The sequence below is a fragment of the Catellatospora bangladeshensis genome, from assembly GCF_016862575.1.
In the GTDB taxonomy this organism is placed as follows: domain Bacteria; phylum Actinomycetota; class Actinomycetes; order Mycobacteriales; family Micromonosporaceae; genus Catellatospora; species Catellatospora bangladeshensis.
In genome coordinates this window covers 35,189-55,068 of record NZ_BONF01000058.1, presented here as the reverse complement: position 1 = coordinate 55,068, position 19,880 = coordinate 35,189, and the positions used below count along the sequence as shown (strand labels likewise).

The window sequence follows — 19,880 nt, the reverse complement described above, 5'->3', positions numbered from 1 at the left end:
ATGCATTTCAAAGGCGCCGTTGGGAGCATCGGCGTAGCGATGAAGGTGAACGAGAGCCGATGAAGATCACGACGTTGCGACTGTGCAATTTCCAGTCGTTCGGCCCAGAACCGACTGCGATTGAGCTCGACGAGCTGACCTATGTTCTTGGCCCCAACGGCTCAGGCAAGACCGCCGTCCTGCAGGCGCTCACGCGGCTGTTCGGCCCCCTTGAAGCGCAGCGCAAGATCCGCCTCGAGGACTTTCACATTCCGATCGACAAACGGGCGAGTGAGGTTCAAAGCGGCGAGCCGGCCCTATGGCTGGAGGTCGATGTGAGGTTTCCGGAAGCGGGAAGCACTGGGCAACACGCTTCCGTTCCCGCGAACTTCTCCCACATGGCGATCGACGAGGCAGACGGCGTTCCGGGAATCCGTGTACGCCTGACGGCCAAGCTCGCCGCGGACGGCGTCATCGACGAGAAGATCCAATATGTGCTCGAGGCGGACGAAGCGGGTGAGCCGACGAAGCTGACCGAGATGTCGCGCTATGACCGTCGACACATCGAAGTGCATTACCTTCCCGCCCGTCGCGACCCGGCCGATCACATCGCCTACACGGCGGCCTCGCTTATCGGGCGCATCCTGCGCGCAGCAGACTGGACTACCGAACGGGCGGCACTGAGCGTTCTGGCCGATCAGATCACCACATCGCTTGGCACCAATGCGGCGGTCGCCAGTGCCAGCGCGCAGCTGGCTGGTGAATGGCAGGGCCTTCACAGCGGCTCATACTTCAAAGACCCGTCGATCGCCTTCGGGCAGGGTGACCTTGAAAGCGCGTTGCGTCAGCTCACCCTGATGTTCTCGCCCTCCCACAGCGGTACTCCGCTGCCTTTCGATCGGCTCAGTGACGGCCACAAGTCTTTGCTGTACGTCTCTCTGGTGCTTGCCTGGCAGTCTCTGGCCCGGCGGGTACTCAGTGGCGCCGAGACGTCGCTTGACCCTGACCGCCTGCGGCCGCCGGTGCACACCGTCATCGCTCTCGAGGAGCCCGAGAACAGCCTTGCACCGCAGTATCTCGGTAGGATCATCCGTCAGCTGCGTGGGGCGAGCTCGCACGGAGATGTGCAGTCGCTCGTCGCCACCCATGCGCCCACCCTGCTTCGTCGGGTCGAGCCCCATTCCATCCGTTTTCTACGGCTGAACGGGGTCCGGGAGTCGACCGTCCACCGTGTTGTTCTTCCAACCGAGGACCAGGCCGCCGCTAAGTATGTTCGGGAGGCAGTTCAGGCTTATCCGGAGCTCTATTTCTCCCGTTTCGTCGTTCTCGGTGAAGGTGACAGCGAACAGGTCGTCCTACCGCGGGTCCTGGCAGCGGCCGGGATCGCCGAGGACGACGCGTCGGTGTCAGTGGTCCCTTTGGGCGGTCGGCACGTCAATCATTTCTGGCGCTTGCTTAACGAGCTGCAGGTCCCGCATGCCACGCTGCTTGACCTGGACAGTGGCCGCCACCAAGGTGGATGGGGCCGGGTGCGCAACGCCTGGAAGCAGTTGAACAAGGTTCGGCCGGGCACGCTCCCCGCAGACGAGATCGACGCCTTGCCCAAGTGGGACGCCGACTGCGACTTCCCGGAGTTCACCGACGGGAGCGGCTCAGTTTGGCACCTGGAGACACATGGGGTTTTCTTCTCCCACCCCGTCGATCTTGATCTGATGATGCTGGAGGCGTATCCCGTCGCCTACGATGTCGATCCTGAGGATCCGGAAGACAAGACCGTCGTGGCGGTGCTCGGAAAGAGCCACAAGAACGAAGCCCGCCTCCCGGTCGGGGTCTTCAAACTCTTCGGCGACTACCACGACAAGTTCGATCTCGCGAGCAAGCCCGCCACCCACCTTTCTGCCCTCGCGACCCTAGGGGACAAGGAACTGTTGGCTGATCTCCCGGCGGTTCTCCAGCGGCTGGTGGAGCGCGTGCGGACCGGTCTTGCAGGATTGCCGGAATGATCAAGCCCGAGCTGTGGCGTCCCGTCGACGGTCTGGTCCTCGAACCGAACGCGATGACGGCCGCGACGATGTCGGATGAGAACGTGGTCGTCGCCGCTGGGCCGGGGGCCGGCAAGACCGAGCTGCTCGCGCAGCGGGCCGACTTTGTCCTGCGCACCGGACAGTGTCGCTACCCGCGCCGGATTCTTGCGGTCTCGTTCAAGGTCGACGCGGCCCGAAACCTGCGCGAACGAGTCCGTACTCGCTCCGGACCACACCTGGCGTCCCGGTTCGACAGTCTCACCTTCCACGCTTTTGCCAAGCGTCTCATCGACAATTACAGGCCAGCGCTCACCGGGTTTAACGCCCTGGACCCGGACTATCGAATCGACCCCGACACCCGCGTTGCCCGCAAGCAGATCACGTTCCGCGACCTTGTGCCGTTGGCGCTGGAAATCGTCGAGACCAACGTCTACGTCCAGGAAGGCATCCGCCAGACGTACAGCCATGTCTTCCTCGACGAGTTTCAGGACTGCACAGACCAGCAGTATCGCCTGATCCAGGCAGCGTTCGGCCGGTCGACAGCTGTCCTCACCGCCGTCGGCGACACCAAGCAGCGGATCATGGTCTGGGCAGGGGCGCTGGAGGGGGTGCTGCAGACCTTCGCAGAGGACTTCTCCGCCAGACCGCTTCCGCTCTATCAGAACCGTCGGTCCGCTCCTCGCTTGCGGCGGATGCAGAACCGGATGATCGCGGACATGGACCCCTCGGCGGTCAGCCCCGTCGAGGATCTCACCGGCGACGAGGGCGTCATCGAAGTGCTCAGCTTCGACACCGAGACAGACGAAGCCAAAAGTGTCGCGGACATCATCGAGAGCTGGCTCAAGGACGGCGTCCCGCCACACGAGATCGCGGTCCTCGTGCGACAGCAGCCCCACCTGGTCGCCCGGTCACTGGGCAGCGAACTGATCGACCGCGGCATCCCCTTCCGCAACGAGCAGGAGAGCCAGGATCTCACCGCCGAGCCGGCTGCAGCGCTGATATTGAACTTCATCCGGGTAGTCGCCAACGACCGGCGACCCTTCGCATACGCCGAGCTGATCCGGCTGGCTAACCGACTAGGCGCATCCGAGGAAGACGCCGCTCGGTTCGACAGCCAGTTGAAACGCTCACTCGCCGCGGCCCGCGCGCAGGTCCGCGATCAGGCGTTCCAGATGGACCAGCCCGCGGCCTGGCGCGGACTCGTCGACGAGTTCCTGCAGATGGTTTCGCGACCGGTTCTGACCGCTCTGTCGCCCGGGTACCAACAGGGCCGACGACTCGATGACCTGATCGAGCAGACCTTTGGCGCCTTCAGCAGAGAACTGTCCGTCGATGGAGACCCCGCTCAAGCACTCCAGCGGCTGTCGGAGACGGACGCAGTCCGCTTCCTCACCATCCATAAATGCAAGGGCCTCGAATTCCGCAATGTCATCGTGCTCGGAGTGGAGAGGCAACTCTTCTGGGGCAACGCTGCCGCGACGATGTCCGAGTTCTTCGTCGCGGTGTCCCGTGCCAAGCAGCATCTCGTGATGACCCATGCCTCGCATCGCGAGCGGCCAGAAGGCGCCACCGGCAGATGGGACGAACACCGCGAACCGTACGAGCAACTACTGGCTTTCGCCCACGAAGACTAACCCGCCGAATTCTTGAGGCGAGCACAAGGTCGAACGATTGGATCCTCGTATTGAGATTGTTACGCGCCCACGGTGACGCTCAACCCTCCGGACGTCAGCCGATCTGCCAGCTCTGCCTGGCTGCCTCCTAGATCATCGGACGTCGGCAAGGAGTAGTTCCCATTCCTTGTCCAGTGCCCGGCTGATGCGATGGTCGCGGGCGATGGCTTCTTTGAACCAGGCGATGGTGGCAGGCGCCATGGCGAGGATCTGGTTGTAGTTGAGGGCTGCCGGGTTCATGCCGAAGATCAGCCCGGTCTTGATCAGGGTGCCCGAGGTGGCGATCGTGTGCCCGAGCAGCAGCATGGAAGTGAGTTTGGCGTGCTCCAGCTTCCGCTGTGTCGCGGTGCCGCCAGTGGTGTAGCTCTTGAGCAGCCAGTAGCCGCGGATGACCGCGGACACGACGCCGGGGGTGATGCCCATGGTGAAGAAGTGGCGCAGGTCGTAGCCGTTGGTGTACATGTAGCGGGCGACGTCGGTCCAAGGCACCTTCACGCCGGACGGTCCCAGCGAGAAGGGTGACTCGATCTGGCCGAGCTGGAGCAGGGTGAACAGCGGCGGTTGCAGGCCGGCGGGGGTGTAGACGTCCGACAGCAGGTGCCGTACCTGCGTGAGGAGGGCGTTGATCAGCCCGACTGGGTCGGCGACGCCAGCGACCTGGACCAGCTGCCCTGCCTTGTCAATGTAGGTGCCGGTGCCGTGCATGATGTCCGCGACGCCGACGAGGAACCCCAGGGCCGGGTCGTGGCCGAAGCTCTGCAGGCGATGGGTGGCCGGCCTCATGCCGCTGACCAGTCCCCCGGTGGCCTTCGTGGTGGGGGCGTCGTAGGGCACTTTGGCCAGTTTCTCGAACCCCTTGAAGAAGCGGTCGTGGACGTCTTTGGCCCGGTCGCGGTCCTGGAGCCACTTCGTGAGCGGCGATCCCGTCTGTTTCTCGCCCAGGAAGGTGGTGTCTCGGGGAATCCGGACGAGGATGACGTCCAGCAGGGTCGCCAGGAATCCTGCGGCCAGGACGACCGTCCAGTCGGCCTTGTCCCAGCTGATGTCGCCGTGTTTCTCGGTGTAGCTGCGCAGGCTGCGGGCTATCTGGCCGGTAGGCAAAACCTGCTGGAGCGGGTCTCGGGTCAGGTCGACGCCCAACCGGTCGAGTCTGGCTTCGGCGAGCCTGACCAGCTGGTCGAAGTCGCCGCCGGTCGAGAGGGTCGGCACGGTATAGCGGGGGCGCTCTGGTGTCTCGGCGCTCACGGGGCTCGCCGCGTTCGACGAGGTGTCCGCGGCCGGTACGTGGATGCCCATGGCGTGAAGGCGTGCGCGGACCGCATGGAACTCGGATTCGACCGTGTCCAGGGTGTCGCTGACGCGGTGTTCGCGTTCGAGGACGTCCATGAGATCGAACTCCACCTGGTCGAACAAGCCGCGCAGCTCAGTCAGCGTGACCGCCTGGTAGGCCACAACCGTCGCAGCGGACCGGAGCGGGTCACCCGACACGCAGCGGCTCCCGCCGTTCGAAGGCGTCCTGGCTGGTCTGCAGGTTCACCAGCGCCAGTTGGAACGCGGCCAGCTCGCCTCTGAGCGCGGCGAGCCGCTGCTCGTTCCTGGTGGTCTGGACGAGGTACTCCTCCATCTGGGCAGCCAGACCTGCGATGTCGTCGGCGAGCTCGGCCATCGCCTGCTGATGGCTCCGGATGACCTGCTGGATGAGATGCTCGCGCCGCTTCTCCCGCTCACGCTCGTTGGCCGACAGCAGATAACGCGTGCCCTGATGGACCGCGACGCCGAGGATCACCACGGTGCCGATCCCAGTGACCATCGCACTCAACCCCAGCAGGCCGCCGAACCCGAGGGCCGCCAGACCTGAGGTGATGCCTGCTCCGCTGAGGCCGGAGACGCTGCCAGCGAGGCTGACTGCGGTGATCGGGGCACCGAACGCCGCGGCCTTAGCGGCGATGTCCTTGGTGGTGGACTCCAGCTGACTGGTCGTGATCTTGCCGGTGGCGAACTGCTCCTCGGTGATCACCAGCTGCTCGGTCGCCTGCACGACCTTTCCAGCCGACTCCCGGTACACCAGACCCGCGACCAGCGCGATCCGCTCGCGCTCCACGTCGGCGGCGTGCCGGTCGGCACGGGAGATCCGCACCAGGTCACGCACCAGCACCGTGAACACCGGCTCGCGCTGATCTTCATCGAGCAGGTCGTGCAGCTGCCTGGACAGGCCCACCGTGGTGTCGTGGCCTGCGGCGAGGTCCGCCGCGCCGCGTCGGGCTCCGGTGACTTCGCCGCGCAACGCCGACCGCGCGTCGCCGTCGAGGCCGATCGTCGATGCGAACAGGTACAGGTTCGCGATCTCGCGCGGATCGAGCTGGTCGTCGACCAGCGCCAGGCTCACCAGTATCCGGCAGTAGAGCAGCTTCGCCTCGGGGCTGAGCGCGGACAGGTCAGCGGGGGTGTCGCGGTTGCGGGACACGCGCGCCGCCACGCTGTCCTTCACGTCGGCGACCTTTGCCTTCACTTGCTCGGCGGACTGCCGCACCCTGTCCTGGGCGTCACCTGCGGCGTCGGCAACGCGCTGCCTCGCGACGCTCGTGCTGTCGGCGAGCTTACGCCCAGCGGAACCAGCGGCATCTTTCAGCCGACTGAGCCCCACGTCGCGAGGTTCCATCGCCATCCCTTTCGATCACCGGCCACAACACGGATCGGAGCCGCGCTGATGCCGCACTGGTCGTTGGGTAACCCTACGGACACAGGGAGCTTCCGTGCCGCCGCCGGTGATCTAAAAGTCCGTCAACCGAATGGTCGAGTCATTTCGACTGATGTCCCACGTATTCGAAGGTGACCCGTCCGGTGTGAGAACGCCCTGGAGATACGGAGACACGGTCAGGTAATGCAGGTCCGCGAACCGGCCCGGCAGGTCACCTCCGACGGCTTGCTTCCGGTGCCGACACCATCCGAGGCAGCCCCGGCGTGCCGTTGCCCGCCCTCACCGCCAAACCTTCCAAAGGGCGTAGCCGAAGCCGACGCTGGATCAAGTCCTGCTTGTCGGTTTACACCTGCCCTCGACACCTATTGCCAGGGCGCCGAGGGCAGGTTAGAAGCCCTACGAGTCAGGCGTCGTCGCGCACGGCGACTGAGATCGACGTCCCGGCCAGGTTGGCACCGGCTGGGGTGGTGGCCCACGCGGACAGCTGGTTCTCGTCCTTGGCGCAGAGGTCTAGCAGGTGCACGAGCTGGTCTATGTCTGGCTGCGGTCCGAGGTCGCAGGTGAGTACGCCTTCGTTGTAGTGCCCGTCGGCTTCGCCTGTCTCGTCCCAGCTATCTGGCACCCACTTGTCGATGCTGACCTTCCAACTCGTTCGATGGTGGTCACCCGGTACGGGCGCGGAGATCAACAGGAAGAAGTCTCGCCCCATCATCATCTCGTCGTACATGATCGACATTCGCGATGTCTCCCACTCCGCTTCGTCGTTGACCGTGCGGTCCGTGATCTGCCAGAGCAGGCGCAGGCTGACGAGGGCCTGACTGAGCTGGTCGCCCTCGAACCCGTCTTCGACGTCGTCCAGCTCACCTCGGGTGTGGTCGGTCAGGTCGGGGAGATCTCCGTCCGACACGACATAGGGCCCGTTCCGGATCCACTGGCGTGTGATCGACCGATTCGGATCGAAGCCGTGTTTGTGTTCGTCCAGCACCAATGCGATCTGTTCCGCCTCGGTCTGCAGTTCGGCGGTCACTGCGATCGCGACTGGTGGCGGCACATCGTTGAGCACCTGCTGGAGGTCTCGTAATGCCTTGTGAAGGCCGGTCATGGCCAGCCCGTACCAGAGGCTGTGATCGCCAGCGAGGAGTTCGGCGCTACGCGAGGGGTCGGTGAGCGCCCCGAGGTGGTCGTGCGGGTAGTTGGCGTACCCGTCATCACGGTCGTCGGTGACACTGACCGGGACGGTGGCATATGCTGAGACCCGGTTGAGCGCATCGGTGATCGCGGCTGCGCACTGGGCATCTTCGACGCTGGTCACGGTGGTTGCCGTGATGCCAAGCGGTCCACGATACGTAGCCAGAACCTGCGTTTTGCCACGGCTCGGGTGCGAGGCATAGACAGTCACAGACGTGTCCTTCCTGTCGACGTGCCAGCACGGCAGCGTCGATCCGAGGTGAAGGTGGGTAGGCGGTGGCGAAGGTTCGATCCGACGCTCCGTGCCGAAAGAGATCCGCGGTCGCTCAGGCGCTATCCCGAACTCCATGCGTCTGTCCACTGTAGCGCGTAACGGCGGTCGCGGGAGCATCCGTCACTCGTCTGGCTGTTACCGAGGCCGGGACCAGCACGCCGGATAAAAGATCGGCCACCGCACTGAAGTGACCCCTACCGGCCGGGCACCTCGAGGTCTGTCAACGACTCGTAGTAGATCTTCTCGTAGGTGTCAGGGCTGAGGCTACTCAGAGGGCTGTGCCGCCGGCGCGGGTTGTAGAAGCCTCACGAGGGGGCGAGCGTACGGGTGGCCTACTCTGCCGCTTCGCAGGAGTCCAAGGACGTTTCGCAGCAGGTAGGTTATCGATCGAGCGAATCCAGATGCCCGGAGAGGCCCGCCCGCAAAGCCGCAGGGTCAACATTTCAGGAGGAGTGTCCGCGGGTAGCGCAGCCTCCTACACACCCGTAAGCCCGTGCCGACCGGATGGACATTCGATTGTTGATCGCAGGACCCGCCTGGTCGGCGCGGCCCGATAGCATCGTCGACGCTGGCAGGCAGCCCTTGGCCGTCGAGCGGGTGATCAGCGAGCACGCGGCCCGGCTGGTGCCGGGCGTCATCACGACCACACCTCATGCCCGATACCTGGCCCTGCACACGCGCCTGGCGCACGAGGCGCAGCGTCGAGGCTGGTCTCATGACGACCGCCAGGAGTTCCGGGTCCTGCTGCGTCGTTGCGAGGCGCTGTTCGCGGCGATCGCCGTCTGCCACTATGACGCTCACCCCGCCGAGCATGCCGCGAGGGCGGGGACGTCCCAGCCGCACGGCGCGCAGGCGATGGCCGGCCTGCTGCGCAAGTCGTCGTTCTTGGTGACCGACCTGGCCCGCGTCTACAGCGAGCAGCTCGCAGGATTCCTCGGCACATATGGCGGCATCGAGACGCTGCTCGGCCTCACCGACGGCGGTCCGGTGCCGCGACCGGCCGTCGGTGACGACGTCGAAGGGCTCGCTGGTCTCGACGATCTGATCGCCATGGCCGACCGGTCGCAGGACGACGTCCTGACGCGCGCCGACCTCGCCGATCTCGAGCACCTCTGCCTTTGCCGGGTCGCCGACGCCCCGGACGGCGTGCTGCTTCGGCGGGCGTACTTCGCAGTCGGGCAGCACGCGAAGACCCACCGTCTGAGCGCGGCGCTGCTGTCGCTTGCGTTGCGGGGCGAACGCGATGCTCAGTCCATCGATGATGCGATGGACCTGCTCTGTTGCTTCACCTCGGACCTGCGTCAGGTGTGTCAGGGCGACGACCTCTACCGCCACGCGCTGACCTGGCGAGGTGTGCTGCTGCGCAACTGGTCGGTCTGGGCGTGGCGCATGTTCTGGGCGCGGCTGGTGGCACCGCTAGACCAGCCGGACACCCTCGACAGCGCGGTGGCGTCCTTCGTCGAAGGGCTGCCGCACACGACGGTCCGGCAGGCTCTTCGCCTGGATCTGCCGGACCTGGTCGATCCGGCCGGCAACCTGCTGCCGGCCGAGCATGAGATCCTCGCGCAGCGGCCGGGCAGCGAACGGCTGTGGGATCCGCTGACGATCGTGCGGATGCTCGCCGTCGGAGCGCACCGGCTCGACCACCTCGGCGGCGGCAGTCTCGCCTCCTTCAGCGACGACAGGGACGCCGAAGACCTAGGGCCCAGGTATGTCGCCGCGTGGCTGGCCCGCAACGCCGATCGCCGGCTGGCCGACGCCGTGGCACAGCAGGCACATGCGGCGTTCGGGCGGGCCGATGCGGTCAGCCGCCGCAAGCTGCACTGGACACAGCACGGGTTGAAGATGCCAACGCGCCTACGACGCGAGGGTGACCGCTGGCGGGTGGAGGGCGAGGAGGGATACGGACCGATGTCGCTGCGCCTGAACACCTTCCGCAGCGTGCTGCACCAGCTCGGCGTCCTGGCACCCGACGGCGACCACTGGACGATCGGCCGCCACCACGCGGAGATCACCGCATGATCGACTGGTCCGAGCTGGGCGGTGCCCCGCCGCCGCTGGTCTTCCGCCGACGGCCGCTCGCCGACGCCGAAGAGGTCCTCGTCCTGTCATACACCTGTGACCTGGGGTTCTTCGAGGACGTCTGCCTTCCGCAGATCAGGCCGACCCGAGCCCGGACGACGGTGCTCTATGATGCGGCGCGACTGACCGGCCGGTCCCAGCGCGATCAGCCCGCCGACTATCTTGCCCTGCCCGTGGCCTGCCGCAACGGCGCAGCGTTCCATCCGAAGCTCGTCGTGATCGCCTCCGCCACCGAGGCGGTGATCTCGATCGGCTCAGGCAACGCCACGGCATCCGGCTGGCACCACAACGCCGAAGTCTGGACCCACCTGCACCTGACCGAGCCCACCGTCCCACAGCTGTGCCACGACCTCGCCGACTGGCTCCGCCGCCTGGGAGACATCCTCTGGATGGAAGACATCGGGCGGGAGCGCCTGGAGCGGACAGCCCAGCTGCTGCGGCACCGACCGGTAGCGGGCACATCGTCTGACCTGGTGCTGCTCACCAGCGACCATACCCCGATCATGGACCAGCTGCGCCCCCTGCTGTCACGTGCGACGAGCGCGCGGCTGGCCGTCGCCTCGCCGTTCTTCGACACGCAGGCCGAAGCCCTGCGGACGCTGGTCGAACTGGTACGACCCGAGTCGACGCAGCTCCTGCTGACACGGCACGTGCAGGGCGACCCCGTCGCGCTCAAGTCCGCCCTCGCCCGAGCCGGAACATGGCAGGCCCGTCCGCCCTTGCACTACGCCCGCTACCACCACGGCAAGATCATCGAATGGATCACGCCGGGCGCGGCCTGGGCGGTCACCGGCAGCGCCAACTGCACCCGCGCCGCCCTGATGCGAGCGGCCGACAGCGGCGGCAACTGCGAGCTGGCGCTGCTCGCCCCCATCGGCGCATCGCTGGTGGAGGCCATCGCCGACGACCCGATCGACCTGGACTACGTCGAATACGTTTCGCCCGCGCCGGAATCCGAACAGACACCGCCGCTGCTTGTTCTTGGCATACGCGCGCACGGAAGTTGGGTGGAGGTGAACGTCCTGGTCCATCGCGGTGCCACGCCGCAGCTTGTGGAGGTGGGTGGGCGGAGCCTGGCACACGCCCGGTCGTCGGGACGGGTGCACACCTACGTCACGGAGTTTGACGCCGAATGGTTCGCCGCGCTGAGCGGCACGGCACGAGTGTCTTGGAGCTCGGGCGACGAGTCCGGTGACGCCGAAGCCGTGGTCACCGACGTCGGCCGAGCCATCGCCCGCGTCGAACAGCCCTCGCCCCTGGAGAACAACGCCTGGGACAGAGTCATCGGCGACGAGGCGCTACGGGCGGCGCTGTTGTACGCGCTCGCACACCTGCGAACGGTACGCCCGGAGGAGCTGACCAGCCCGCATGCCAGCATGTCACGGCGGCGGCTCGTCACCGACGCCATCACCATGGCCACCGGACCGGCGTTGCTGCGGTTCACTCTCGGAGGCGCCGTAGCCCGGCCGGACGACCGCGGGGGCGAGGAACCAGGCGACCAGGCGGACCGTTCGCTGCCGCCACCGACCAGCCGGGACGTCGATCAGCGGCAGCGGGCCCGGCTGCGCCAGTTCGCCCACCGGGTCCTCGACGCTATGGACGGCGCCGCCATGCCCGCAGCACTCGCGTCCGCTCGGACGGTGTTGCTGATCATCGCCGCGGACGTGTTCGACGAACCTGCCGAGTGGCTGGCCCTGCTTGAACGATCCGTGCTGCTGGTCTGGACCACGCCGACCGAGCAGGCGTTGGAGGCGGAGCAGGCCGCACTGACGACCATCGGGCTGGTGGCCCTGGCACGAGGACTGTCAGCGTATCCCGAGGCGCATCCTGACCTGCGCCGTTCTTTTGAAGCGCTGCGTGACGCGGGCCGGCAGCAGGTTGATCACCTTCGTGGGGCGCCCGACGAATCGCTGCGCGGTTACGCGGCCGACCTGACCGGGTCGGCGTTCGGGTACGGATTCCCCTGGCTGGACTTCCGTGATGAGCTGAGCTGGATACTAGCCCGTAGCGCCCTGGCTGACGCGGTGGATCGGCTGCCCGCTGCGACCCTACGGGACGGGGTGGTGAACGTGGCTACCACCACTGTCCTCGCACGTCGGGTGCTGCTTCACGCACTGGACGAGTTGCGCCAGTTCCCGGATACGAGGGTCGTCGTCGAAGGCGTGACAGCGATGTGCGGCTGGTGGAACGGGCGCCGCCTGCTCCAGGTGATCTACAAGGGCGGGAGGTGGCAGGCCGAGGTGTGGCACAACCTGCCGACGGGCATCGCCGCTTACGCCCGCGGCGTGGCACAGTTACGCCGTCCCGACCGCCAGTGGACGGTCGACGACCCTGTCCTGGCACTTGAGCAAGCCGACCGGCGACCGTGAGCAGCGGTGGGCATGCGACCGCGATCGCGCCGCACGCCCATGTTCGATCAGGCATAAGGCCTGGCGGGCTTGAATCACCTTGTTACGAACAGTTCTGGAGGCACCGCGATGCGGACCGCGCCGGGTATGCCCACGTCAGCCGAAGCCTCGGTCTCTAGTCCGGAGCACGCGGTCGATAATGTGACCAGCGCGTTCGCCGGGCTCATCGGGTTCCTGCACGAGCAGGATCTGACGACCCGGATCAGGCAGATTGAGGAACGTTACCTGGGAGTGACCGCTGCGGACGTGGCGGGGCTGGCCGAAGCCGCGTCGCTGAGCCCGCAGCTTCTGCACGCCGCGCTGCTGGTACGCCAGCACACCGGCCGCATCAACGACCTCATCCATGCCGCGGTGATCGCCCAGGCCCTTCCCCTGATCCTCGAAGCCGGCGAACGGGTCGACCGCAGACCGTCGCTGGCGTCCGGCAACGACGACAGCCGCCGGTTCGACCTTCAGACCGATCGCCGGGTCGCCGAGTTCAAGGTGTCGCAGTGGAAGGGCAAGGACTCCATGCGCAAGCGGATGGTCTTCGCCGATCTGGTCAACCTGGCGATGCACGCCGACGGGCTCAGAGCACAGCTTTACGTGACCGGACCCAGGCCGATCCGGTACCTGCGCACCGCTACCAGCTCCGCGCTCGCGGTCTTGGGCCGTTCCTCACCGCTGCAGCGGGCCGAGTTCGAGAAGCGGTTCGGCGGCTACGACATGTCGGTCCGCGAGTTCACCGCCGGACCGGCCGCTCATGTGGAGATGATCGACCTAGCGACTTTCCTACCCGCCCTCGCATAGCGGCCGACTGTTGCCGACAGCCGCGGCGTGTGTCCAGCTTGGCTAGCGCGTGTTTCATAAGTGGGGTCAGAGCCACTCGTTCATCGCGGCGATGGTGTAGGTGGCCTGGTAGCGGACGGCGAGCTTGTCATACCTGGTGGCCAGCCCGCGGTTGCGCTTGAGCCGGTTGATGCCGCACTCCACGGCGTGGCGCTGCTTATAGATCTCGGGGTCGAACGTCGGCGGCCGTCCGCCCTTCGGCCCCTTCTTGCGCCGGTTGGCGGCCTGGTCGTCCTTGATCGGGATCGTCCCCTTGATCCCGCGCCGTCGCAGGTGCTCCCGGTTGGCGGCCGAGCTGTACGCCTTGTCAGCCAGGACCCGGTCCGGTCGGGTCCGCGGACGCCCGCCACCGGGCCGCGGCACCCGGATACGGGCCAGGACCTTCGTGAACTGCGGGCTGTCGCCGCGCTGCCCACCGGTCACCACCACCGCGAGAGGCTTCTGGCCCTGCTCACAGGCCAGATGCAGCTTGGTCGTCCACCCGCCCCGGGACCTGCCGAGGGCGTGGTCGGCGGGTTCGTCCTCGACGCCGCCGGGCGGCTCCTTTTGTTCCTGCGGCCGGGCCCGGGCGCCGGCGGCGTGCTGGTGAGCACGGGCGATCGTGGAGTCGACGCTGACGTCCCAATCGATCAGCCCTGCCGCATCGGCGTGGGTTTGCAGGCCGGTGAGAATCTGCTGCCAGACCCCGGCTCGCTGCCAGCGGCGGAACAGCCCGTACACGGTCTGCCAGGGCCCGTACATGTCAGGCACGTCCCGCCACGGGCAGCCGACCCGCACCCGCCAGCGGATACCATCGATGAGCTGGCGTTTGTCCCACTTCGGCGGACGGCCTGGCCTTCTGCCCTTGGGCAGCAGCGGTTGCAGCGCGGCCCACTGCGCGTCGGTCAGGTCGTGCCGCCTCGCCGCCGGTATGGTGGCCACGAGGTCTCCGGTTTTCGTTCTTCTTGGTCGTTGAACGGTCTACCGGAGACCTCGCTGTTCATCGATCAGCGACACGCCGCACTGATCGGCCGTGTCGGCGAACGGCCGCACAGTTCAGGCGCTCGCCGTGGGTGTCTAGGACCTTTCCCAGCTCTCATCGGGTAGTGGGTCGGCGGTCTCAAGGATGTTCGTTCCGTCGGTCAGCCAGGCGCTCAGCCATTGCGCCAGCGTGACGTCGAGCTTGTAGCGGCTGCCCTGGTCCCACCACCACATGCGGCCTTCGGGGTATCGACAGTCCAGCAGCGCCCACATCGCGCAGCCGTAGTCGCACAGCATCAGGACCTTCGGCGGGACGGGGGGCTCACCATCTGGCCATCCCGCTGAGTCTTGGCCGGCGTGATAGTCGGCGACCAGGTCGCCGCCGTCGCCGACGTACCCGTCCGGTGGCAAGCCCAAGATCCCGAGGAACGGTCCGACGCCACCGTTGGCGACTTCCAGGTAGATGCGTCCAAGCAGGGTCGGCAGCTTGAATCCGAGACCGGCTTCTACGTCGTCGAGGTCGGCAGGCGATGCCACTCGCAGCTCGGGCGAGTACGTGCTGGCCGTAGGCCGGCCAGCCGCAACCCGGCTACGCAGTGCTTCGATGATCTCGTCGTCGGTCACGCCGTGATCATTCCGCTTCTCCATCGAGGTTGCTACGGGCGCAACCGGACAGGACCACGGCCAGGTGCTACTTCTGAAACACGCGCTAAGGCCCTGGGGATCGCGCTGTCTTTCCCGACGGTCCGGGCCGGTCAGCCCGGACCGTCGGTGCGCCGCAGGTGTCGCCGACTTGCGCGCTACATACGTCACTGACATAATCATCGTAGTTAATGCGGTGCGAGCTGGTGTGGTGGGGCGGCTGTCGGATGGCGCCCCACCACACCGCGGCCGCAGAGCCGGCGCCCTCCATGCCGAGCCCGGCGCGCGTCGTGCATGGCACAGCCGGTCGGCAGCCGCCCTTCTTGGCCTCATTTCGCCTGGTCGGAACTGAACCTCCGGCGAATGGCCACCAGGTCCGCGTGAAGCCTGTCGACAGCTGCGTGGATCGCCGCCTCCGCCGGCCCATGGGGGTCCAGCCACGGCCGGCCATCAACTTGGTAGTGCTCCAGCCCTTCATGGACCGTCTCACCGACGACATAGGACAGGAATTGGTCGAGCCATCCGACCTCATCACGTGGCTGGCCGTCATCGGGAGCGTCCCACTCGCCGGATGACTGAAGCTGGCCTCCGTACGCACACGGAATCGGCGGACCCGACATCGAGCCGATGCCGATCCGTCGCGGCATGCTGGTGTGGTCGTAGGTCAACCGGAACGAGATCCGCGCTGCCGCCCGCCGTGCCGCATCGTCCGACGCCTCCTGCGGGGTGGGTTGTGGCTGGTCGTTCATGGCTGGAGATTAGCCATGGGCTCGGACATCCAGTGCCGGGTCGTCTGTTCAGCGTGTCGGCCAGGACACCACGAGTACTTCCTTACCCACGATCGGAAGAATTGAGGTTGAGGCTGCGGCGCTATGCTGTTACTACGGGTTCGTTCTGGCCGCTTCCCCCGTTCTTTGGGGGGTCGAGTGTGGCGGCACCGGTAGTCGCAGTTCGTCGCCCGCTTTGACGAGTTTTCCAATGCAACACATGTTGCGCGGGGTTGACACGCCGCGTTTATGGAGTGAGATCTCCGAGGTTGGCCTTCCCCCGTGGGCCAACCTCGGTCTCGTTTAGCCCCTTCACCTGCGCGCGGCATGCGCTATCTGGCGTTCAACTGGAGCATCAGCTCCCGGTTGGCGGCTCGGGCTGCGGTCAGGTCGCGGTCGCGGTCCTCGATCTGGCCGGTGAGTTCAGCATTCTGTTGCTCCAGTTCGACGATCCTTCGCTGGAGGGTTTCGATGTCGGTGGGCGCGCCGAGGCCCGAGTCCCGCCATGCTTGATCGCCCATGAGTTCGGACAGCCGCCGTTCCAGTAGTTGGCTGCGTGCTTGGAGACGGCGGTTGCGTTCGTGTGCGTTGGCGAGGTCGGTTTGCAGCGACGCCCGGCTGATCGTGACAGATGAGCCGGCTGCTGGGCTGCACTGCGTTTGGTGGATAAGTTCGAGCAGGTCACGGTGCCGGTAGAGGTAGGAACGGTCAACGCCGGCTCGGCGGGCGACGGCGGAGACGCTGAGGTCGCCGCCTGCCTGCTGAGCCTGGAGGATGACCTTGGTGACCTTTTCTCGGCGTCGGACGGCGTCGTTGACGCGGCCACGGCCCATATTCATGCGGCCCTCGCCGGTCGAAGGTCGTCGTGTGGCCGCCGGTCGGTTGGTGTGATGCGCAGGGCGATCCGGCCCCGGCGGACGACGGCGACTGCCTGCTCGATCTGTTCGCGTTCGGCGTCGGTGAGGTCGTCCAACTCGCCTTTGATGCGGGTGATGAGCCGCTGGACGCGGGTGATCTCCTCGGTCGAGGGAAGCGCTTCGGCTCTGGCCCAGTCGTCGGCGTCGATCCCGGTAGCTAGGATGCGTTCGCGGTTGCGCAGCAGGTCGGCCAGGTATGCCTCCAGATCGGGAAGGTAGGAGGCGTCGGTGCGGAAGTGGCCGCAGCCGACGCATCGAAATCTGATCGGGCAGGCCCCGCCACCGGCGTTGACGTTGCTCGGTTCGCTGCAGCCGCCGTAGGGGACGGCCACCTCGCCGACGGCCAGACGCATGCGCTCGTCGTCCAGCAGAGCGGTCGCATCACGCCAGATCCGAGAGCCGTGCCGGTCGAACTGCATGAGTGCGACCCGGTCGACGGCCTCGCGGCGTCGTTTCTCCCCGATGCGGTAGTACCGCTGCGTGGTGTCCATTCTGAGGTGGTCGAGCAGTTCCCGAAGGACGTCGACGGGCACTCCGGCGTCGGCGTGGCGTTGGGCGTAGGTGTGCCGGTATGCGTAGACCGTGATCGTCGCCATGTCGTATGGCAGCGATACGACGACGGCCTTGCCGTCGGAGGTCGTCTCGGTCGCGACGGTGACCTGCGGCAGCCCCATGATCCATCGCCGGTGCATGCTGGACACGTTCGCCGGGCTGATCGGGCGGTGACCATGGGGGTTGTTCCTGGTCGATGGCAGTAGCTTGAGCTCACCGACAGGGGTGTCGGGGAAGCGTTGCCGCGCCCGTGCCTGCGCGGCGCGGATCAGATCAGCGGTGGTAGTGGCGACGGGCAGGCGACGACCGAACCGCTTGGACTTGACGTTGTCGTAGATGAGCACCGGCTGCCCGTCGGCGTCATGCTGCAGGCAGTCCCACGCCAGTGCGCAGATCTCGCTGGGCCGCCGTCCGGTGTCGATCAGCAGTTCGACTGCGGTCTGGATCTCGTCGTTGGCCTGCTGGCCCAACTGCGGCAGGTGCCGGCAGATGACCTGCATGACTTCCTTGGGCAGGTCTTTGCCGGGTTCGTCGTCTTCGCTGTCGTCGGGGATCTGTCCGCGACGTATGGCGAAGTCGTCGGGCAGTCCGGACAGCGGCTGTCCGGGCCTGGTCAGCCCTAGCCTGCGGATGCCGTCGAGAACGACACGGGCCATCAGGCAGGTGCTCAGCCGTAGCCGCGCCGAGACGACGCCCTGCGCCTGCAGGAACGCCAGCCGGTTGCAGAACGCGGAGATGTCGGCGGCGCCCAGGATGGTGAAGTCCTCGCCGCGGTCCTGGCGTTGCAGCCGCAGGCTCGCCGACAGTTTGGCCACCGCCATGACCCGGGCGCGGACCTTGCCCACCGGGGTCTTGCCCTGACGGGTGGGCAAGAAGTCCAACGCCCACCGTTTGACGGCCTCACGCAGCCAACCCTGGCTGATCTCGCTGAAGTCAAGGGTGCCGCCGTAACCGAAAGCGCTCATCTGCCAGACGTCCTTGCGCCTCTCGATTTCGGGATCGAGCACCGCCTGCCGCACGGCGGCGACGATGGTGCTGTGCAGCGAGTCCTCGCTCCTGGGCGGCAGGTCCTCCATCGACGCCGCGCCAGCCATGCGGATTCTGCGCACCAGATTGCCCAGGGCGCGCCATGAGGTTCGTGCGCCCCTGCGGCATCGGTGCTGTAAACCGTAGAGAAGCTCAGCCACCACCAGCTCGGGTAGGCCGTGCAGGCTCACCATGCCAGGCACGAGCTCGGCCTGGACCACCGTGCGCCAGTAGGCCTCGTCGACGCCGCTGCTGGGACCGCGCGTCGCCCTCCACTCGACGCGATGAAGTTCGCAGTAGCTGCCATTTCCCTGCCGGTCTAGCGGACAGCGCCCCACCGCGCAGGAGCCGCTGCCAGCCGCCACCCGCGCCGCCCAGTCCGCGAGGGGATCGGCCGGGCCGTCCCATCCCAGCAACGGATGCCTGGTCGGGAAGACAAGCGCCTTGCGCACCTGGACCCAGCCGGCCTCGGCCAGGAACTGCGGGGAGATCAGCGCCCGCAGCCGATGCGTGCGATGGTGGTCGGTGCCGGGCACGTCCGAGGCGACGGCGGCCAGGGCGGCTCCGGTCATCGCGTCGGCTCCAGATCCCACGCGCGTGGCGAGGCCACCCGCTGCACCGCCTCGCGCAGCCGTGCGGCGGAGGTGTGCAGGTAGGGCTGCGCGGACCACGGGCTCTTCTGCCCGAGCAAGGTCTGAATCTCGTCAAGCGCGCCGCCGGCATCGGCGACGTTGCTGGCGAAGGCGTGCCGCAGCATATGCGGAGTCAGCGCCCGCCCCAGGCCGGCGCGCCGCGACAGGCCCTCGACCAGTTCGTTCAACGCGTCCGGGCGCATCGGCGCTCCGACCGGTGCCCGGAACAGGTTCACCAGCAAGAAATCGCTGTCACGGGCAGCAGCACAGTCCTGCCGCTCGAACGCGTACTGATCAGCGGCGTGCACCAGTAGAAAGTCCACGGGCATCGCTCTGCTGCGCCGCGACTTCGCCCACGCGCCGTTGATGTTGTCCCGCCGCACCACATGCAAGTGCGAACCGTGCATCGCACAGCCCAGTTGCCGCGAGTCGGCCATCAGGTGCATGTCCTCCAACCGCAACCCGGTCGCCTCGCCACGACGCAGCCCCACCCGCGACAGCAGCAAGACGACCAGCCTGTCGCGTGCCGACCGACACGCACGAAGCAACGCCACGACCTCCTCATCGCTGGCCCTGTCCACCGCCCGGTCCTCCTCAGCCAGGTGGTGACGCGCCGCCATCCGGAAGAGCATCTGCCCGTCCTCGGACTGCGCCTCCACCGGCAGATCCCGCACATCGCCCACCTCGTAAAGTGAACCCAGGACAGCCGCCGGCACATCCTTGTACGTCACCGCCGAGGCCAGGAACAAGCGCACCGCCGACAACACCCGGTTGATCCGCCGCGCCTGACGCACCGGCCGCGCCCCCGGCCCAGCCACCACCGCCGCTTCGGCATCCAGGTCCGAAGGTGCGAACCGCAACCACACGATGAACGCCGCCATGTCCGCCGCCGCCGTACGCCAGTCACGCCCCGTCCGAGCACACCACAACAGGAACAGCATCACCCCACCGGCGTGCGCCTTCGTGGTCAGCTCAGCACGATCCCGCCCGAAGCGTTCGTCTCGCAGAAACCGATCCGCCGCCGGAACCGGCACCAGATCATCATCCAGCACCGTCCAATACCGGCCACCCGACGGCATCCGCACCAAAAAGATCTGCACAAGGAACTCCGTATCGTCGTCGCAAATGCCACAACGCACGACAGAACCACAACCGCAGAGAACTGTCGGAAACCCGCTCCTAACAGACCCTCACGCCACAAATAGCGGCAGGACAACCACCCCCAGAGAA

General features: G+C 66.8%; 14 protein-coding genes. 5 read left to right on the top strand and 9 right to left on the bottom strand.

What is annotated here, in order from left to right; all coding sequences use genetic code 11:
- The first annotated feature begins 59 nt into the window (after positions 1 to 59).
- Complete coding sequence (locus tag Cba03nite_RS36880; RefSeq protein WP_203756780.1) at positions 60 to 1,982, top strand: ATP-dependent nuclease; 1,923 nt, start codon at positions 60 to 62, stop codon at positions 1,980 to 1,982.
- Entirely contained in the window at positions 1,979 to 3,637 is a 1,659-nt protein-coding gene (locus Cba03nite_RS36875) for a UvrD-helicase domain-containing protein (RefSeq protein ID WP_203756778.1), read from the top strand. The genes Cba03nite_RS36880 and Cba03nite_RS36875 overlap by 4 nt, the downstream gene beginning before the upstream one ends.
- Positions 3,638 to 3,769: 132 nt before the next feature.
- On the opposite strand, the gene Cba03nite_RS36870 is transcribed toward Cba03nite_RS36875, so the two are convergent.
- The 3 genes from Cba03nite_RS36870 to Cba03nite_RS36860 all read right to left on the bottom strand — a co-directional run bounded on the left by Cba03nite_RS36870 (position 3,770) and on the right by Cba03nite_RS36860 (position 7,773).
- Complete coding sequence (locus Cba03nite_RS36870; RefSeq protein WP_203756776.1) at positions 3,770 to 5,164, bottom strand: hypothetical protein; 1,395 nt, start codon at positions 5,162 to 5,164, stop codon at positions 3,770 to 3,772.
- A complete protein-coding gene (locus tag Cba03nite_RS36865; protein WP_239126294.1) occupies positions 5,154 to 6,335 on the bottom strand; it encodes a TerB family tellurite resistance protein in 1,182 nt (393 codons plus the stop codon). The genes Cba03nite_RS36870 and Cba03nite_RS36865 overlap by 11 nt, the downstream gene beginning before the upstream one ends.
- A 442-nt stretch (positions 6,336 to 6,777) precedes the next feature.
- Complete coding sequence (locus tag Cba03nite_RS36860) at positions 6,778 to 7,773, bottom strand: hypothetical protein (RefSeq protein WP_203756772.1); 996 nt, start codon at positions 7,771 to 7,773, stop codon at positions 6,778 to 6,780.
- 687 nt (positions 7,774 to 8,460) lie between these two features.
- Here Cba03nite_RS36860 and Cba03nite_RS36855 point away from each other — a divergent pair.
- The 3 genes from Cba03nite_RS36855 (at position 8,461) to Cba03nite_RS36845 (ending at position 13,115) form a co-directional block, all read left to right on the top strand.
- Entirely contained in the window at positions 8,461 to 9,858 is a 1,398-nt protein-coding gene (locus tag Cba03nite_RS36855; RefSeq protein WP_203756770.1) for a hypothetical protein, read from the top strand.
- A complete protein-coding gene (locus Cba03nite_RS36850; protein ID WP_203756768.1) occupies positions 9,855 to 12,287 on the top strand; it encodes a phospholipase D-like domain-containing protein in 2,433 nt (810 codons plus the stop codon). Before Cba03nite_RS36855 ends, Cba03nite_RS36850 begins: the two co-directional genes overlap by 4 nt.
- A 180-nt stretch (positions 12,288 to 12,467) precedes the next feature.
- Positions 12,468 to 13,115, top strand: coding sequence for a hypothetical protein (locus Cba03nite_RS36845; protein ID WP_203756765.1), 648 nt, complete (start codon positions 12,468 to 12,470; stop codon positions 13,113 to 13,115).
- Between the two features lie 66 nt (positions 13,116 to 13,181).
- Here Cba03nite_RS36845 and Cba03nite_RS36840 read toward each other — a convergent pair whose 3' ends face one another.
- From Cba03nite_RS36840 to Cba03nite_RS36815, 6 genes are all read right to left on the bottom strand, one after another.
- Positions 13,182 to 14,075, bottom strand: a complete 894-nt coding sequence (locus tag Cba03nite_RS36840) for an IS5 family transposase (RefSeq protein ID WP_203756763.1) — start codon at positions 14,073 to 14,075, stop codon at positions 13,182 to 13,184.
- Between the two features lie 135 nt (positions 14,076 to 14,210).
- Positions 14,211 to 14,738, bottom strand: coding sequence for an SMI1/KNR4 family protein (locus Cba03nite_RS36835; RefSeq protein WP_203756761.1), 528 nt, complete (start codon positions 14,736 to 14,738; stop codon positions 14,211 to 14,213).
- 347 nt (positions 14,739 to 15,085) lie between these two features.
- Positions 15,086 to 15,505 (bottom strand): hypothetical protein, encoded by a 420-nt coding sequence (locus Cba03nite_RS36830; RefSeq protein WP_203756759.1) that lies wholly within the window; start codon positions 15,503 to 15,505, stop codon positions 15,086 to 15,088.
- 350 nt (positions 15,506 to 15,855) lie between these two features.
- Positions 15,856 to 16,362, bottom strand: coding sequence for a DUF6262 family protein (locus Cba03nite_RS36825; RefSeq protein ID WP_203756758.1), 507 nt, complete (start codon positions 16,360 to 16,362; stop codon positions 15,856 to 15,858).
- Positions 16,359 to 18,590, bottom strand: coding sequence for a tyrosine-type recombinase/integrase (locus Cba03nite_RS36820; RefSeq protein ID WP_203756757.1), 2,232 nt, complete (start codon positions 18,588 to 18,590; stop codon positions 16,359 to 16,361). Before Cba03nite_RS36820 ends, Cba03nite_RS36825 begins: the two co-directional genes overlap by 4 nt.
- Positions 18,587 to 19,750 carry a tyrosine-type recombinase/integrase gene (locus Cba03nite_RS36815; protein ID WP_203756756.1) on the bottom strand — a complete coding sequence of 388 codons (1,164 nt, stop codon included), beginning with the start codon at positions 19,748 to 19,750 and terminating at the stop codon, positions 18,587 to 18,589. Before Cba03nite_RS36815 ends, Cba03nite_RS36820 begins: the two co-directional genes overlap by 4 nt.
- Between the last annotated feature and the right edge of the window lie 130 nt (positions 19,751 to 19,880).

Coding starts and splice junctions, on each gene's coding strand:
- Cba03nite_RS36880 (WP_203756780.1), top strand. CDS start 60: ATGAAGATCACGACGTTGCGACTGTGCAATTTCCAGTCGTTCGGCCCA.
- Cba03nite_RS36865 (WP_239126294.1), bottom strand. CDS start 6,335: ATGGAACCTCGCGACGTGGGGCTCAGTCGGCTGAAAGATGCCGCTGGT.
- Cba03nite_RS36825 (WP_203756758.1), bottom strand. CDS start 16,362: ATGAATATGGGCCGTGGCCGCGTCAACGACGCCGTCCGACGCCGAGAA.
- Cba03nite_RS36875 (WP_203756778.1), top strand. CDS start 1,979: ATGATCAAGCCCGAGCTGTGGCGTCCCGTCGACGGTCTGGTCCTCGAA.
- Cba03nite_RS36820 (WP_203756757.1), bottom strand. CDS start 18,590: ATGACCGGAGCCGCCCTGGCCGCCGTCGCCTCGGACGTGCCCGGCACC.
- Cba03nite_RS36850 (WP_203756768.1), top strand. CDS start 9,855: ATGATCGACTGGTCCGAGCTGGGCGGTGCCCCGCCGCCGCTGGTCTTC.
- Cba03nite_RS36830 (WP_203756759.1), bottom strand. CDS start 15,505: ATGAACGACCAGCCACAACCCACCCCGCAGGAGGCGTCGGACGATGCG.